The 14,515-nt window shown below is 35.6% G+C and carries 14 protein-coding genes; 4 read left to right on the top strand and 10 right to left on the bottom strand.

The features are described 5' to 3' along the window. Positions 1-48: 48 nt before the first annotated feature. From ABVM50_RS14225 to ABVM50_RS14190, 8 genes are all read right to left on the bottom strand, one after another. Positions 49-702 (bottom strand): DUF6624 domain-containing protein, encoded by a 654-nt coding sequence (locus ABVM50_RS14225; protein WP_405199171.1) that lies wholly within the window; start codon positions 700-702, stop codon positions 49-51. Positions 703-985: 283 nt separating this feature from the next. Then, positions 986-1,216 carry a hypothetical protein gene (locus tag ABVM50_RS14220; protein ID WP_405199170.1) on the bottom strand — a complete coding sequence of 77 codons (231 nt, stop codon included), beginning with the start codon at positions 1,214-1,216 and terminating at the stop codon, positions 986-988. Positions 1,217-1,314: 98 nt separating this feature from the next. Further along, positions 1,315-2,283: a carboxypeptidase-like regulatory domain-containing protein gene (locus tag ABVM50_RS14215; RefSeq protein WP_405200719.1), complete on the bottom strand. Its 969-nt coding sequence runs from the start codon at positions 2,281-2,283 to the stop codon at positions 1,315-1,317. Between the two features lie 155 nt (positions 2,284-2,438). Next, positions 2,439-3,737, bottom strand: coding sequence for a hypothetical protein (locus ABVM50_RS14210; RefSeq protein WP_405199169.1), 1,299 nt, complete (start codon positions 3,735-3,737; stop codon positions 2,439-2,441). Between the two features lie 192 nt (positions 3,738-3,929). Continuing rightward, positions 3,930-4,598, bottom strand: a complete 669-nt coding sequence (locus tag ABVM50_RS14205) for a hypothetical protein (RefSeq protein ID WP_405199168.1) — start codon at positions 4,596-4,598, stop codon at positions 3,930-3,932. 86 nt (positions 4,599-4,684) lie between these two features. Then, positions 4,685-5,038 (bottom strand): hypothetical protein, encoded by a 354-nt coding sequence (locus tag ABVM50_RS14200; protein ID WP_405199167.1) that lies wholly within the window; start codon positions 5,036-5,038, stop codon positions 4,685-4,687. Between the two features lie 339 nt (positions 5,039-5,377). Next, positions 5,378-5,962 (bottom strand): hypothetical protein, encoded by a 585-nt coding sequence (locus ABVM50_RS14195; protein ID WP_405199166.1) that lies wholly within the window; start codon positions 5,960-5,962, stop codon positions 5,378-5,380. Between the two features lie 76 nt (positions 5,963-6,038). Next, entirely contained in the window at positions 6,039-6,854 is an 816-nt protein-coding gene (locus tag ABVM50_RS14190; protein ID WP_405199165.1) for an endonuclease/exonuclease/phosphatase family protein, read from the bottom strand. A 1,372-nt stretch (positions 6,855-8,226) separates the two neighbouring features. Between ABVM50_RS14190 and ABVM50_RS14185 the strand changes: the two genes are divergently transcribed. From ABVM50_RS14185 to ABVM50_RS14175, 3 genes are all read left to right on the top strand, one after another. Continuing rightward, positions 8,227-10,506: a TonB-dependent receptor gene (locus ABVM50_RS14185; RefSeq protein WP_405199164.1), complete on the top strand. Its 2,280-nt coding sequence runs from the start codon at positions 8,227-8,229 to the stop codon at positions 10,504-10,506. Between the two features lie 358 nt (positions 10,507-10,864). Then, positions 10,865-11,074 (top strand): hypothetical protein, encoded by a 210-nt coding sequence (locus ABVM50_RS14180; protein WP_405199163.1) that lies wholly within the window; start codon positions 10,865-10,867, stop codon positions 11,072-11,074. Further along, entirely contained in the window at positions 11,044-11,829 is a 786-nt protein-coding gene (locus ABVM50_RS14175) for an IS110 family transposase (RefSeq protein ID WP_405200717.1), read from the top strand. The genes ABVM50_RS14180 and ABVM50_RS14175 overlap by 31 nt, the downstream gene beginning before the upstream one ends. A gap of 52 nt (positions 11,830-11,881) precedes the next feature. On the opposite strand, the gene ABVM50_RS14170 is transcribed toward ABVM50_RS14175, so the two are convergent. Both ABVM50_RS14170 and ABVM50_RS14165 read right to left on the bottom strand, forming a co-directional pair. Then, positions 11,882-12,319, bottom strand: a complete 438-nt coding sequence (locus ABVM50_RS14170) for a PH domain-containing protein (RefSeq protein WP_405199162.1) — start codon at positions 12,317-12,319, stop codon at positions 11,882-11,884. 211 nt (positions 12,320-12,530) lie between these two features. Continuing rightward, on the bottom strand, positions 12,531-13,112 hold the full coding sequence (locus tag ABVM50_RS14165) for an outer membrane beta-barrel protein (RefSeq protein ID WP_405199161.1): 582 nt from the start codon (positions 13,110-13,112) through the stop codon (positions 12,531-12,533). Between the two features lie 397 nt (positions 13,113-13,509). Here ABVM50_RS14165 and ABVM50_RS14160 point away from each other — a divergent pair, with 397 nt between their 5' ends. Further along, on the top strand, positions 13,510-14,475 hold the full coding sequence (locus tag ABVM50_RS14160; RefSeq protein WP_405199157.1) for an IS110 family transposase: 966 nt from the start codon (positions 13,510-13,512) through the stop codon (positions 14,473-14,475). The last annotated feature ends 40 nt before the right edge of the window (positions 14,476-14,515 follow it).

The following is a 14,515-nucleotide window of genomic DNA, read 5'->3' as shown; positions in this document are numbered from 1 at the left end:
TGATGTTTCAAATTTCCAACTGATAGTAAAATATGAGTATCAAAAACTTTATTTCGCCGACTTTCTTTCTTCAAGCAGTTTCTTAATTTCTGGCAGATTCCTATAATACTCTTCAAGATTCCAGCCCATTTGAAATGATTGTTGCAAATGTGTTTCCATAGAAAGCAGGCCAACTTCAGCACGTAGCTTATCAACTTCTTCAGGATTTTCCAGAGGCTGTACATATTTTTTACCGGTATTGGAATCGATAAAAATCTGACTGCCATAAATTTGTTTCTTTCCTTCGCGGAGAGCCATTCTATCTTTTAAGAGAGCCAGGTTCGCGGGGAATGTTTTGTTGTCCTGCACCGCTTTTTCAATTACCGGAAGATATTCCTTTTGAGTTTGCAGGTCGGCGTGCTGAATCACCAGAAAAATTGTTTGATTCCCTTGCATGTTGAGATCATCTGGCCACCCATTCTGAAGTATGCTTTCTACCTGGTCCAGATTAATTGAATCCTGTTTCTTCATTTGCTGAATCAGGTCCTTCATTTCATCTGAATTCATCTTTCCTTCCTGCTGAAGTTTTATGAGCTCGAATCTTATATCCTGGTCGGTCTTCCAGATCGAGTCCAGTTGTGACTGTAAATTTTGTGTTTGATTTTGTGATGTGGCTATACTACTTGCTACAAGCATCGCAAGGCTTATGATAATTTTGATCATGAATTATATTTTTGATGGTGTACTAGTACAACGAATTAGACTTTAGTTTGTTACAACTTTTTTCCAAAAATTAATTTTAACCTGATTATTTTAGATAAAGTGCTTGCAATCATATAGCTGTAGATGTATTTCTTCAAAAGGAAAATTTTACAGAAGATAGTATTTAAGGTAACTTCAGTAAATAAAACATCATAACGGTTAGAACTACGGTATCTTGCCTCTAAAGTATCATTTTTCGAATAGTTCTTCAATAGCAATAAACAATTCCGTAGAAATTCGAAGTCTAATTAAGTAAAGGCCAGACGCCGCTCCATTTGATAATTGCCAGAAGTAGTGCAACAATTCCCAGCGCTATAAGGAAAACTCCCTGCCAGTAAAAAGTTCTTATACCCCAGAATTTCCAAAGCCTTTTATCCTCAGCTGGGTTCCCTCGAACATCTTTAAAGAAGAATTTATGTACAATATATGCGATAATGATAAATGCGATGATGGTTGTTATCCAGAAAAGTAGCATCTTATATTTTAGTTATTTAGTGAGGTAAGATAGATCAAAAAATATCACTATATTCTAATTAATGGTAGAATTAAGTCTAAACTTTTACTCACTCTTTGCTAGTCGATCTTATAGTCCAAAGGCAGAAGTTCTGATATTCGTTTTTCAGACATTATACCTTTTAAAAGGATGGCTTCTGGTGGGGATGGATTCCCAAATTGATCTATGATAAACGCATTTTTCGAAACGATGGCAGACTGCTCCGTCTTATCGTAGAGAATGTTCAAGTCATCTGCAAGTAATTCTATTCTTCGATTTTTTCCTTCCTCGCTAATGTTGAAAAATTTATAGGGAGGCACCTGAAAACGTTTATGATAGATCGCGAAATTGTTTTCTTCTAGTTTTTGTTTATAAAGTGAGCGCATAAAATGCAGTGATGAGCCATAGTAGCTACGATCTCTGTTTCTCAGTATCCTCCTGCCGGTTTTTTTCTTTAATGGCTGAAAGTAGGCTGAACCGGCAAAATAAGTAGAATAGGGTAGAAGTAATCCACCATTCATTTGAAATCTTAGTTCAAAGTCGGCAAGCCGGTATCTAATTGCGTAACCTAAATATTCGTTGTGTATGATTAAGGGCTCATTTGCGGTAGCGATCATTGTCTTTTCTGATGGGGAATATCTAAGCTTGATCGCGTCCTCGTTAACGATCTTACAGTTATATTTCGCATAGTTCCTTCCCAGAAATTCCTTTCTAAAATGGTTGAGTTTTCGCGACCTGCTCCATGGGTCTGTTTCAAGGTAAACTGTTTCCAGCTCCTCACGTTTAATAGGTAAGTAGTAGTTTGAATCTACCGATTTCTTTAATATTTCTGAAGCATCAAGTACAAGCGCTTCGTAACCAAGAGAGGTAATTATAAGTGCAGAATTATTATCCATAAATGAGATACTAAAATCTCCATCCTGATTTGAAGAAACCCCAATACTGGTTCCATCAAAGTATATGGAAGCACCGATAATTGCGGTTGAATCTTCAGCACTAAGAACGGTTCCAGAGATCCTATTCTGGGAATTGACCGTTGCGGCAGTCATAAGCAATAGAACACAAATAATATTTAAGAAACTACTTCGAAAGGGAAATTTGACCATATATAATCGTAATAACGATCTAATATAAAATATTTAAACTTCAGAAAAGAAAAAGCCATCCGTAAATGGATGGCTTTTGTGTAAAACCGTTTAGAGTTTTATTGAACCAGGTGTTCAAATTTCTTATATTCATACTGAATGATCTCGGGTTCGGCATCTATGAACTCCTGGGTAGCAGTTTCATAATCATTGAAAGATTTCAGCACAATTCCATTTCTCTGGTTTTTGAAAGTGGAAAATAATTTGACTTCGAACCATACTTTATCCAGTATTTCCATCTCATGATCGCTCACCAGGTTAGAGCCGCTTAGAATATCGTTCATCCGCTTTTTTGCGATCTCGTTAACCTGATTGATCGCTGTTACATGTGTAGGCATATTTCTCAATGCACCAACAACTACAAGATTTTTCCCGTAATGTATCTCATTTATATACTGGTCTCCATATTTCAGCGAAAACAGTTCAGGATTTTCAAGTCGTTCTGCATCAATAGCCAGCCTTTCGTCTCTGCTAAGGTCAATTAGTCCTGCCCGACCTTCATATTCTTTATAACCAACTATTAAAACCTGGTCTTCAGTATATGGATATTGTTCAATAATAGATTGGTACATCTCAAAATTAACAGCATGCTGTACGGCAAATTTTGAAGATGTTGGGTGCAAACCTGCATACTTTCTGTAAGCGATCACATCATCCTGAGGATTTGCATTGAATTGCCAGATGGGACTATGGTTAATAGAAGTTCCTATTGCTAAGTAGCCGTTTTGAGGTTCATTGAAAGGATTAGCTTTTGGAGCGTGGTTACTCGTTAGAATACCCGAACCAAAATCATCCTGATCAAGAAATTCCTGTTCCAGAATCACTTCAGAATTTTTGGTGATTTTCACGTTTTTTGTACCTGTTTCCAGATCATAGGAAGTAGTACTTTTATCCAGGCCATTCTTACTTATAAATTCAATGGAAGTGATTTCTCCATTGGTGTAAGTGTGTATCGAAGTTCCTAGTTCGCTGTAGACGATTTTTTCTGAAACTAAACCATTCTCATAGGCTGTTTCGAACCACACAGCGCCTTCAGGAGTATAGTACTTGGACCATAATGGCCGGTTTTGTTCATCTCTTCTCACCTCCATATATAACTCCCGATCATCATAGAAGTTATATACTTTAGCCGATTTGATGAATCCATTTTCATGATACGTAACCTCATGTATTGGCAGGTCTTCTGATTCTATATGTTTTGCTTCTTTGATCCAGCCGTTGTCATACTGACTCAGGATTTTTAGATAATCGTCAGATTTGATGGAATAATCGATTGATGGAGCACTATCGTCTGAAGTGCAGGATGAAAATAGAACTGCAACTGCCAATAGCAGAGACAGGTAAAATTTGTGATGCATTGATGTAATTTTTGATGTTTGTCAAATTTAGAAATTCCATTTGGATATCCAAATAAAATTCAGCACCGCACCTAAGCACTTTTAGTGGTGTACAGGCAACAATACAACATTTTTATACGCTAATTATTTGAACTTCTAACGCTTAGGGATAAACCTTTGGTTATTCGCTCATTCTCTTCAGAAAAAGAATATTTATTCTTCAGATTCCATAAATTCAATTTCGATCAAGTAATAATGCGGAATATCAAAAGCAGTCCCCAATTTTTCAGGATCAATTTCAGATTGTGCGACGCGGCAATAGGATCCCGATCCATCAGGATTTCTATTAGGTGTTATAATTGCCATTAAATGAAATGGTTTATTGATATCTTCCTGCAATATTTTTTTACTTCCGAAGAAATCTTTGGCGACATACCTGCCATTGTCATTGGTAAGTGAAAAATGAGATTGTTTGCTGCCAAATTGTTTACCCCTTAGCCAGATCTTGAGATCACCTTGATCGATCTTACTCAGCAATTTAAAAGAAGTATGACTGGAGTCAACTTGAAACATCTTGTTACCACGCTCATCGAAAAGACTACTGGTTTCAATTAATTTACCATCCAGGAATTCTTTCATTCTAAGCACATAATAACGACCCTTAATGGATTCACCATCAAAACTGAACTCAGATTTATTGATATTCTCAAAATCATATAATAACTGCATTTCTTCAGTTTCCGCGCGAGTATTGATCGAAATATCGACCATAGCGGTTTCAGCAAGGATCTGCTTATTGATCACTTCTGAATTTTCGATTTGACCTGATTGTGCCTGGATCAACAAAGGAAATAATGCCATGCTTAGAAGTAATTTTTTCATTGGATTGTGTATATAGATTTGACCGTAAAAATTGAAAAAGTCAGCAGGAACACTTTAAAACATAAGGGTTCAATTTGAATGACTTATTAGTCCATATTTGACTCAAGTTTGCTGATAAGCTTCTGAGCCTTGACCTTTAGAGAATCAAGTTCTGAAGTCTTGCCAGAAACTACAAACTTGATGTTATCTACTTTTGTGTTTTTTATACGAACATTTCCGTTGATTTCAAAAATCAGGTTTATATCTGTTTCAGGAGCGTTGTTTGAGAAAATAGTATCCAGGGAATTCCAATCGAAATCGGTTAATTCTCTTAATTTTTTAGTTTCGAATTTTAGTTCTGTAACTGAATAAGGTTGCTTTGGATCTGGTTTCTGTTCCTGGGCGTTTATGCCGGTGAAACTGAAAAGTAGTGCAATAATTAGGACGAATTTGAATTTCATAGGTTGGTACTTTTAACATATATAGGATATACTCATTGGAGCATATCATTCTTCAGTGAACAGTTAAATATACATAACTGGCGGAAAAAACTGTGATTTAGTCTGAAATTCTTTCTGAAGACACCTCAGCAAAAAATTAAGGGTATTAGTTCGGTATTTTTTCTGCTCTGAAATTAACATCTTCAGAAGTTAATCAAGTTCTGGCTTCATAATTAATAATGCTTACGGCGTCGTATATAAATTCTGAAAAATATCTAAATTGAGAAGAATAGTGGATTTAAAAATTCACCATATAAATGTAGCTGAGCTTATTTAGGTTGGCAATAAAAGGCAAAAACTTTATAACATATCTGCCAGGAAAACAATCAGAAAGATCCATCCTAAGTATAAAATCGTATAGGTGATTGAGTAGGATATGGAGAGCACAATATTTCCGACAGTTTTACCAGATCTGCTAAAAACCAGTTTTAATGCTCTAAAAAATATCCAGTAGAGCATCAGAATAAGGATGAACAAGGTGAACCAGAACAAAGCTTCCAGTAATATGAATAATAGGATCATGGCTATCGTCATGAGGATCCAGAGCAGAATGGAAATAAGAAAACCTGCTATTCCATCACCCACATCTGAAGTAGGCATTTCAAAGTTACCCGGAGTATCATCACCAAAAAATTCTCCCTTTTTATAACTTCTGAATTTTGGTAAATTATCCTCGAGTCCGGCGCCAGTGTAGAGTCCGTAAGTCATGAACAAAAATAGAATTGCTCCAATAATAGATAGAGAAAGGTAGAGGTTCGTGGTAACTCCTCTATTGTAGCTCATACCATTTAGCCAGGCACTTAAAAAGGTGGTGGTTATAACGAGAATAGAAATAATAAATATTGTTTTCCCTTTGAAGTAGTTTTTCTTTTCTGATTGATGCATTGATAAAAAAGTGAATTTATTTTGATTTCAGATCTTATAAAATTATTGTTGGCCAGACTGAAGCAAACTAATATTTTCACTGCTCAAAACCAATCGTCATGGTGATTGGCAGGTGGTCTGAACCTATATCGGGACCTGTGGCTCTTTTAGTGACCTGCAAATGTTTGGATACTACGAAATGATCCAGTGTTGTTTGTAAGACTTTATAATCGGCTGGCCAGGTTGGAAGAAGACCAAAACCAATCCTGCTATCCTTCAAATTTTCTCCCAGCAAAGTTTTGAAAGGAGGGGAAAAGGATGAAGTATTGAAATCACCAGCAATAATTAGATTCTTAGAAAACCTGGGAATATCTTTGACTATATTAGACAATTGCTTATTCCGATTCAGAAAGGACTGCTGCCCAATTGGTGGAACGGGATGAGTCGCCACGACCGTAAATTCCTGTTGCGGAATACTCATTTTTCCAATAATGGAAGGTTTGTCGTTTAGACTGAAATAGTCTACTGAGCTTTTCATTTGGTACTTACTCAATAGAGCGATCCCAAAATTATCGTTTCTGGGAACAATTTCCTTGTATTCATAGTCGGCGATCACAGGTGCAAGTGCGCTAAGCCATTCCGGAGTTAGTTCCATTAAAATGAGTACATCCGGATCCTCATTCTGGATGTAATTTATGGTTAGTTCTCTATTCGAATTACTGGAAAGTAAATTAATACTTGAGATTTTGAAATGATTTTCGGTTGAAGGAATTGATGTTTCGGTGTAAAACGGAATAATAAAATAAAGATTGGATAGAAGATTAATGCTTAGTATTAGGATTGCTAATACCTGTTTTCTCAACAGTATTAAGGTAGGAGTTACTAATAAGATCGAAATGATAAGAAGTTGCATCTTAAAATTTGAAAATATATCGATTAGCCAATAGTTGGTTATGATGTGCGGTATTAAAGAAGCGAGTAGCACTGATATAAGCAGTAGCCAACAAATCTTTTTTACAAACTTAATTTTCATGCTAATTTATTAAGACTTCCAATTTGTAAACTAATCGGGAAAAAGAATGTAAATACTTCATGCTGTTCTATAGGTGAGTAAAAATTGTGAATTTTATAAATTCCGATTGTTAGTATAGAAGTTTGAGTACAAATTCTTAATTCTTATGTAATAGAAATAGATGTGAGTATTTCTACTTATCAAATAATTGGTAGCAAATAACCTGGGTTCGTTACAGTTTACTCGATCATCGATACTAAAAGCTCTTAGACTTGCCTAGAAATCAAATTATATTTAGAAATAATACTGCTTTGTGAGCTTGCTTCGAAGTTGTTTACTTTTACTATAATTTTGTCACTGAATTTTGTAATTCTTCTTCTTGAGAAAGATTGATAATAGGTCAGATGTATAGTTTTACGATGTTCTACGGAATTGAAATTAGACGATTATAGCTTGGCAAAGCTCTATTAATAATCTTTTTTCTCTGACTGAATTAAAAGTATAAAGTAAAAGTCTAGTTTAGGAAATTTCAGCGTAGTGGGTCGATTGAGCATATTAACAGAAAGTAAGTTCTGAAGTCAAAGTGTGCTTTTACTAAGTTCAATTTATATGAATTATCCAGATGGCCAATGGCAGAAATTTTTCTGTCTAATTTCATAAACATTTTTTTAAATTGAGATAGACTTAATTATACATTTGAAAGTATATGGAGACTAGTTTATGACCTAAATCAGTATTCTATTTTTGCCATGCCAACCTGAGGCTTAAAAATTTCCACCAACAGTATTTTTAAATTTCAGCTTTAAATTAAATAGAATGTGTTGAGGTAGTATTTTGTATTGATATTTAAAATATGTGATCCAGTCCTGGAGTTCAGTTAAAAATTTTTGAAAGCTATTCTTTTATATTTTTTATTTCTCACTTATAGACGTCAGCAGATGTAAAAAAGCCGCATTAGTTGCGCGTAGTCTATAGGTGATTTACCACGCTTATCTTTTAGGTATACATCTGCACCATTCCGGATCAAAAGCCGTGCTATTTCATTATTTCTGAATGTAGCGTTAAGGGTCAGTTTTGAAATTACATTCCGGATATTTTCAATAAAAGAGTAATTAGGTTGAGTTATTTCATATAAGCAAAATTTAACCGTGATGTCTATTGAAGACGAATTGTTACCAGACTAAAGTCATCTTGATGATGGGTGATATTTTAGAAAGATTAACTCAAATTATTATTCATCAAAATCTATATCTTCGCGAATTTAGAAAATATTATGAAGCGATATTTATCCTTAGTTTTTACAATTTTCACTTTCTATGTGTCATACTCTCAAAACGCTAAGATTGAGGGCAAGGTTATGGACGCAGATACATCTGAACCATTAGAAAATGTGCTTGTTTCTGTCGTTAATTCTGAAAAAAATGTTGTAACCGATTCACTAGGCTTCTTTACCATTGAAGGTTTGGAAAACGAATCTTTCAAGCTTGACTTTCAGAATTATAATTATAGATTTTATTCAAGAAAGATTTCACTTTCAAATAAACAAGTAATCAGTTTAACCATAAAACTGAATAGAAAATTTAATGATCTCGAGGAAGTAACCGTTGTAGGCCGAGGAAAAAGTTTAGTCGGAATTTCTAGTTCAGGTTCAGAAGGTATAGTAGGAGCTTCTCAAATAGAACAACGTCCTATTTCGAGAACTGGTGAGGTGATGGAGACAGTGCCAGGTCTTATAATTAGCCAGCATAGCGGTTCTGGTAAAGCAAACCAATTTTACTTAAGAGGTTTGAACCTGGATCATGGGACCGATTTCTCCACTTCCATTGAGGGTATGCCACTAAATTTACCAACTCATGCCCATGGGCAGGGTTATCTTGATATGAATTTTCTTATTCCGGAAATGATTGATCAGATAGGTTACAGAAAAGGAACTTATCGTGTCCAGGACGGTAATTTTTCTTCAGCAGGTGCCGCAGATATAACTTACGGAAACCTCAAAAACAGTTTCGTTAAAGCCGAAGTAGGAGTATACAATTATTATCGCGGACTATTTGCGTATTCAGATTCGATAGGTAATTACAATACGGTCTATGGAGGTGAATATTTGCATTCTGATGGTCCATGGGAAAGTCCTGAAAACACCAATAAATTTTCAGGAGCCTTTAAATTTAATACAGGGGATACTAGAAAGGGTCATTCTATAACTGGTATTATTTATAATAATTCCTGGGATGCAACAGATCAAATTCCACAAAGAGCTATTGATCAGAATATATTGAATCGCTTTGGAAATGTAGATGAGACTGACGGTGGAAGATCTCAGCGATATGCATTAATTGGTAATTTATGGAATAAATCATTAAATGGAAATGAAACTCGAATCACCGGTTACACATCCTATTATAGTTTGAATCTTTTCTCAAATTTTACTTATTTCCTGGAAAATCCTGAAAGAGGGGATCAGTTTGAGCAAGCAGATGAACGTTTTTATGCCGGAGTTAAAACTTCACACAAATGGAATTCCAGTTTCCTCGGAATAAACATGCAAAATGACGTTGGTCTTCAACTTCGGCATGATCAAATATTTGAAGTTGGTTTATATAATACCGAAGGCAGAGAGAGATTTAATACCGTAAGAAGCGATAAAGTTGGCGAAAGTGCTGCTGGTGTATTTTATGAAAATGAAATCCAGTGGAATGAATGGTTTAGATCTATAGTGGGTCTTAGAGGTGATTATTACCATTTTGATGTTGAAAGCGATATCCAGGTTAATTCTGGAAATGAACACGATTTTATCGCAAGTCCAAAGCTTCAGATTATACTAGGTCCCTGGTATGAAACAGAATTTTATTTAAATGTTGGAACCGGATTTCATAGTAATGATGCAAGAGGTACAACTATACTACAAGATCCTTCAACTGGAGAAGATATTACTAATGTTGATCCTTTAGTACGATCGAAAGGCGCAGAATTAGGAGTGAGAACTACCATTATTGATGGTTTGCAGTCATCTGTAGCCTTGTGGTATCTTGGTCTCGATTCACAATTGGTTTTTGTCGGGGACGCAGGTGGAACTGAAGCTAGTGATGCCAGCAGGCATTTTGGAATTGAGTGGTCTAACTACTACCAACCGCTTGAATTTTTAACTCTAGATCTGGATATCTCTTTAAATCATTCAAGATTTACTGATGTTGCGAGTAATCTGGATCGAATACCTAATTCAATTAGTACTACGGTAAAAGCTGGTGTAAATGTTTATGTTTTACCGGAATGGTATGCAGGACTTCGGATGCGTTATTTCGGGCCCCAACCCTTATCTGAAAATGGCTTACCGAAGTCTGATTATACTAATATTCTCAATTTTAAAATAGCTTATCAATGGAATGATATTACTATTTCGTTGGACGTGCTGAATATTCTTAATCAGAAGGATTCAGATATTAGCTACTTTTATGCATCTCAATTGAGGGAAGAGTCACAGGAGGTAGAAGACATTCATTTTCACCCGGTATTACCAAGAACAGCAAGATTATCTTTATCGTATAATTTTTAATTCGGTTATTGAACTAAGAGATGGATATATTTTTCATGGTTATCGCCAGTTGCCGGAGTGCGGGACGTGGATTTATCGGCTTATTATTGGTTTGTTGGTCAAGATAATTATTTTCTTTCTAACGGTGCCGCTTATTGGCGATTAACCATCTTAAGTTTAATTTCTCTAAATTTTGATAGTTAAATCAGAAAGAACCAAAGAGAGGAATAAGATTATATGAACCGTGGGAACTTCAGATTCCGTCAACAATGATAATCCCCTCTCTTTACTACTTTAATTTCGTTTAGTTCTGTGAGACCTGAATCTCGTTTTAAAGTCGATGAAAACCAAAGTAGCTGTTCTTTCCAAAAAATCTGTTATGGATAAAATTAAACATTTTTACGGAGTAGACACTAGCAAATCTTTCTTTGATGTAGTTGATCAGAATGGCATCCATGATCAATTCTCAAATGATTCAAAAGGATTTAAAAGCTTTCTGAAAGCTATTCAAAGGGATAGCTTGATTGTTATGAAGCGACCGGTTACTATTATTACCGGCTGGCTCAGCACCTCTATGAGAAAGGAATAAAGGTATCGGTTGTGAATCCACTTTCAGTAAAGCGTTTTATTCAAATGAAGCTTTCCAAGGTTAAGACTGATAAGAGGGATGCTAAAGCGATCTGTGAGTATGCTCAGGCGAATGAAGTCCCATTGTACACCGCTAGAAACGCAGTTCAGGCGGAATGCTTGCAACTCTTGAGTCTTCAGGATCTTTACATGAAGCAGCGAACTGCGGTTAAGAATAAAATACACGGAGAGAAAGCATTAGGCACCCCTTCAAAAGTAGTGAGTCGTTCTTTAAATCGAATGCTAAAGCAAATAGAGAAAGAACTGACCCAGATTGAAACCAAGCTGGAATTTTTAATTAGAGAAACACAGAAGGATCAATTGGAAAACTTGACCAGTATACCTAGAATGGGGAAGAAGACCGCGATGCTATTGATTGTCCTTACCGATGGATTTACCAGTTTTGAAAATGCCAGGCAGCTTTGTTGTTATAGTGGGCTAACGCCAACGATCAGACAGTCTGGAACCAGTGTAAGAGGCAGAAGTAGAATCAGTAAAGTAGGGAATCGAAAACTTCGGAACTTACTATTCATGTGTAGCTTCACTGCCTGTAGGACCAACAAGGCTTGCAGGGAACTCTATGAGCGTATAGTAGAGAAGGGGAAGAGCAAGAAGCTAGCATTGATAGCAGTATGTAATAAGCTGCTAAAGCAAGCATTTGCAATTGCTAAATCAGGAACCTATTACCAGGAAAATTATAGGTCGAAATTAGCTTAAAAGTACTTGGTTTTTACCTTAGTTCTTTGTTGGCAACTGGCGTTTATATCTATTATTTTATATTAACTACGTTTATTTTAGGATTAATTTTTCTTATTTTATTTACAAACATTTCATTAGATTCTGGACTAATATATATTTCATCATATTTGTCATATTTTATAATGAGTCCTTTTCTGGCTATTGCTGGTTTTAATCCAACCCAAAGACTTTTCCCCTTAATAATTTCTCGAATTCTTTCTATCTCTATTTTTCCTTTAATTGGTCCGCTTTGATAAATTAATTCTTTCTCTGTCAACTCATATTTTGTTGAAAATTGAGCCCAAATAAGTGGAATAAGAATCAAAATCATAACTAAATCGGACAAAAGAAATTTATAATTTAAAACTCCTTCTGAAAAAATACGAAACAAATAAAATCCTAAGGATAGGACTGTTAAGCCATACGTTATAAACTGAAATAAAATATCTTTTTTAGCTCTAAATTTCATTTTTAAACTTTAATAAAAACTCATCTTTTTTAGTTCGTCTTTCTTTTAGCTTGTTGCCAACGGTCTCGGTTATCACCAGTTGGCGGAGTAAGGGACGCGGATTTGTCGGCTTAGTATTGTTTTGTTGGTCAAGATAATTATTTTCTTACTAACGGTGCCGCTTATTGGCGATTAACCGATGTTGGCTATAGTTATTTGTAATCTTTTCTAATTAGAATTTATAACCTAAACCAATTTGAATTCCAAGTTCTGTCAATTTTTGATGGTTATTCGATTTCTCAAATGCTATTAAAGAATGTTTTTTAAAGTTCGGGTTGATGAATATCGTAAGATCCTGAATGTCATATTGGCCACCAATACCAAAAGCGTAACCAATTCCGTCTTGAGAGTTAGTACTATTTTGAGTGATTTGAAAATCTATCAGAGCGCCACCATTGACGAAAAAGTATTTCCACAATGTATAATTGACCATTATCGGTACTGAAATTAATTCAAAGTTTTCATCTCTAACCTCTCTGGTTTCAACAGTGAATGCTGGTTTAATCGATATTGTAGAATTGTGGTAATTAACACCTGTCTCAAGAGCAATATTTTCGTTTAAATGCTTCAAGTATTTTATACCGAATTCGGATTGATCCTTAATTTCTGAACTTCCTGTTCCAATTAGACTTTCATTTCGTAAAAACTCGCTACTAGAAGCTCCGTAATAAATTATTAATTCATTCTGCGCTTGACCGAAGGAGTCTAGAGAAAGGATTAGTAGTGAACAGATTAATAGATATTTATTGATCATCTAAACCGTGTTTATTCTTTGTTGCGTTCAGTTATTGAACTCAGGATCTCATTAAATAATTATAGCCAACGGTTACGGTTATCGCAAGTTGCGGGAGTAGGGACGCGGATTTGTCGGCTTAGTATTTTGTTGTTGGTTAAGATAATTGTTTTCCTTCTAGCAATGCCGCTTATTGGCGATTAACCGTCTTAAGTTTAATTTCTCTAAATTTTGATAGTTAAATCAGAAAGAACCAAAGAGAGGAATAAGATTATATGAACCGTGGGAACTTCAGATTCCGTCAACAATGATAATCCCCTCTCTTTACTACTTTAATTTCGTTTAGTTCTGTGAGACCTGGATCTCGTTTTAAAGTCGATGAAAACCAAAGTAGCTGTTCTTTCCAAAAAAAACTGTTATGGATAAAATTAAACATTTTTACGGAGTAGACATTAGCAAATCTTTCTTTGATGTAGTTGATCAGAATGGCAGCCATGATCAGTTCTCAAATGATTCAAAAGGATTTAAGAGCTTTTTGAAAGCTATTCAAAGGGATAGCTTGATTGTTATGGAAGCGACCGGTTACTATCATTACCGGCTGGCTCAGCACCTCTATGAGAAAGGAATAAAGGTATCGGTTGTGAATCCACTTTCAGTAAAGCGTTTTATTCAAATGAAGCTTTCCAAGGTTAAGACTGATAAGAGCGATGCTAAAGCGATCTGTGATTATGCTCAGGCGAACGAAGTCCCATTGTACACTGCTAGAAACGCAATTCAGGCGGAATGTTTGCAACTCTTGAGTCTTCAGGATCTTTACATGAAGCAGCGAACTGCGGTTAAGAATAAAATACACGGAGAGAAAGCATTAGGCACCCCATCAAAAGCAGTGAGTCGTTCTTTAAATCGAATGCTAAAGCAAATAGAGAAAGAACTGACCCAGATTGAAACCAAGCTGGAATTTTTAATTAGAGAAACACAGAAGGATCAATTGGAAAACTTGACCAGTATACCTGGAATGGGAAAGAAGACCGCGATGCTGTTGATTGTACTCACAGATGGATTTACCAGTTTTGAGAATGCCAGGCAGCTTTGTTGTTATAGTGGGCTAACGCCAACGATCAGACAGTCCGGAACCAGTGTAAGAGGAAGAAGTAGAATCAGTAAAGTAGGGAATCGAAAACTTCGGAATTTATTATTCATGTGTAGTTTCACTGCCAGTAGGACCAATAAGGCTTGCAGGGAACTCTATGAGCGTATAGTAGAGAAGGGGAAAAGCAAGAAGCTAGCATTGATAGCAGTATGTAATAAACTACTAAAGCAAGCATTTGCAATTGCTAAATCAGGAACCTGTTATCAGGAAAACTATATGTCGAAATTAGCTTAAAAGTGCTTGGATTTTACCTTAGTTCTTTGTTGTGAGCCGT

The sequence above is a fragment of the Christiangramia sp. LLG6405-1 genome (genome assembly GCF_045055805.1).
Taxonomy (GTDB): domain Bacteria; phylum Bacteroidota; class Bacteroidia; order Flavobacteriales; family Flavobacteriaceae; genus Christiangramia.
This window is presented reverse-complemented; position numbering and strand designations above follow the sequence as displayed.

Coding starts and splice junctions, on each gene's coding strand:
- ABVM50_RS14195 (WP_405199166.1), bottom strand. CDS start 5,962: ATGCATCAATCAGAAAAGAAAAACTACTTCAAAGGGAAAACAATATTT.
- ABVM50_RS14220 (WP_405199170.1), bottom strand. CDS start 1,216: ATGCTACTTTTCTGGATAACAACCATCATCGCATTTATCATTATCGCA.
- ABVM50_RS14180 (WP_405199163.1), top strand. CDS start 10,865: ATGGATAAAATTAAACATTTTTACGGAGTAGACACTAGCAAATCTTTC.
- ABVM50_RS14200 (WP_405199167.1), bottom strand. CDS start 5,038: ATGAAATTCAAATTCGTCCTAATTATTGCACTACTTTTCAGTTTCACC.
- ABVM50_RS14205 (WP_405199168.1), bottom strand. CDS start 4,598: ATGAAAAAATTACTTCTAAGCATGGCATTATTTCCTTTGTTGATCCAG.
- ABVM50_RS14165 (WP_405199161.1), bottom strand. CDS start 13,112: ATGATCAATAAATATCTATTAATCTGTTCACTACTAATCCTTTCTCTA.
- ABVM50_RS14210 (WP_405199169.1), bottom strand. CDS start 3,737: ATGCATCACAAATTTTACCTGTCTCTGCTATTGGCAGTTGCAGTTCTA.
- ABVM50_RS14170 (WP_405199162.1), bottom strand. CDS start 12,319: ATGAAATTTAGAGCTAAAAAAGATATTTTATTTCAGTTTATAACGTAT.
- ABVM50_RS14160 (WP_405199157.1), top strand. CDS start 13,510: ATGGATAAAATTAAACATTTTTACGGAGTAGACATTAGCAAATCTTTC.
- ABVM50_RS14225 (WP_405199171.1), bottom strand. CDS start 702: ATGATCAAAATTATCATAAGCCTTGCGATGCTTGTAGCAAGTAGTATA.
- ABVM50_RS14215 (WP_405200719.1), bottom strand. CDS start 2,283: ATGACTGCCGCAACGGTCAATTCCCAGAATAGGATCTCTGGAACCGTT.
- ABVM50_RS14185 (WP_405199164.1), top strand. CDS start 8,227: ATGAAGCGATATTTATCCTTAGTTTTTACAATTTTCACTTTCTATGTG.
- ABVM50_RS14190 (WP_405199165.1), bottom strand. CDS start 6,854: ATGCAACTTCTTATCATTTCGATCTTATTAGTAACTCCTACCTTAATA.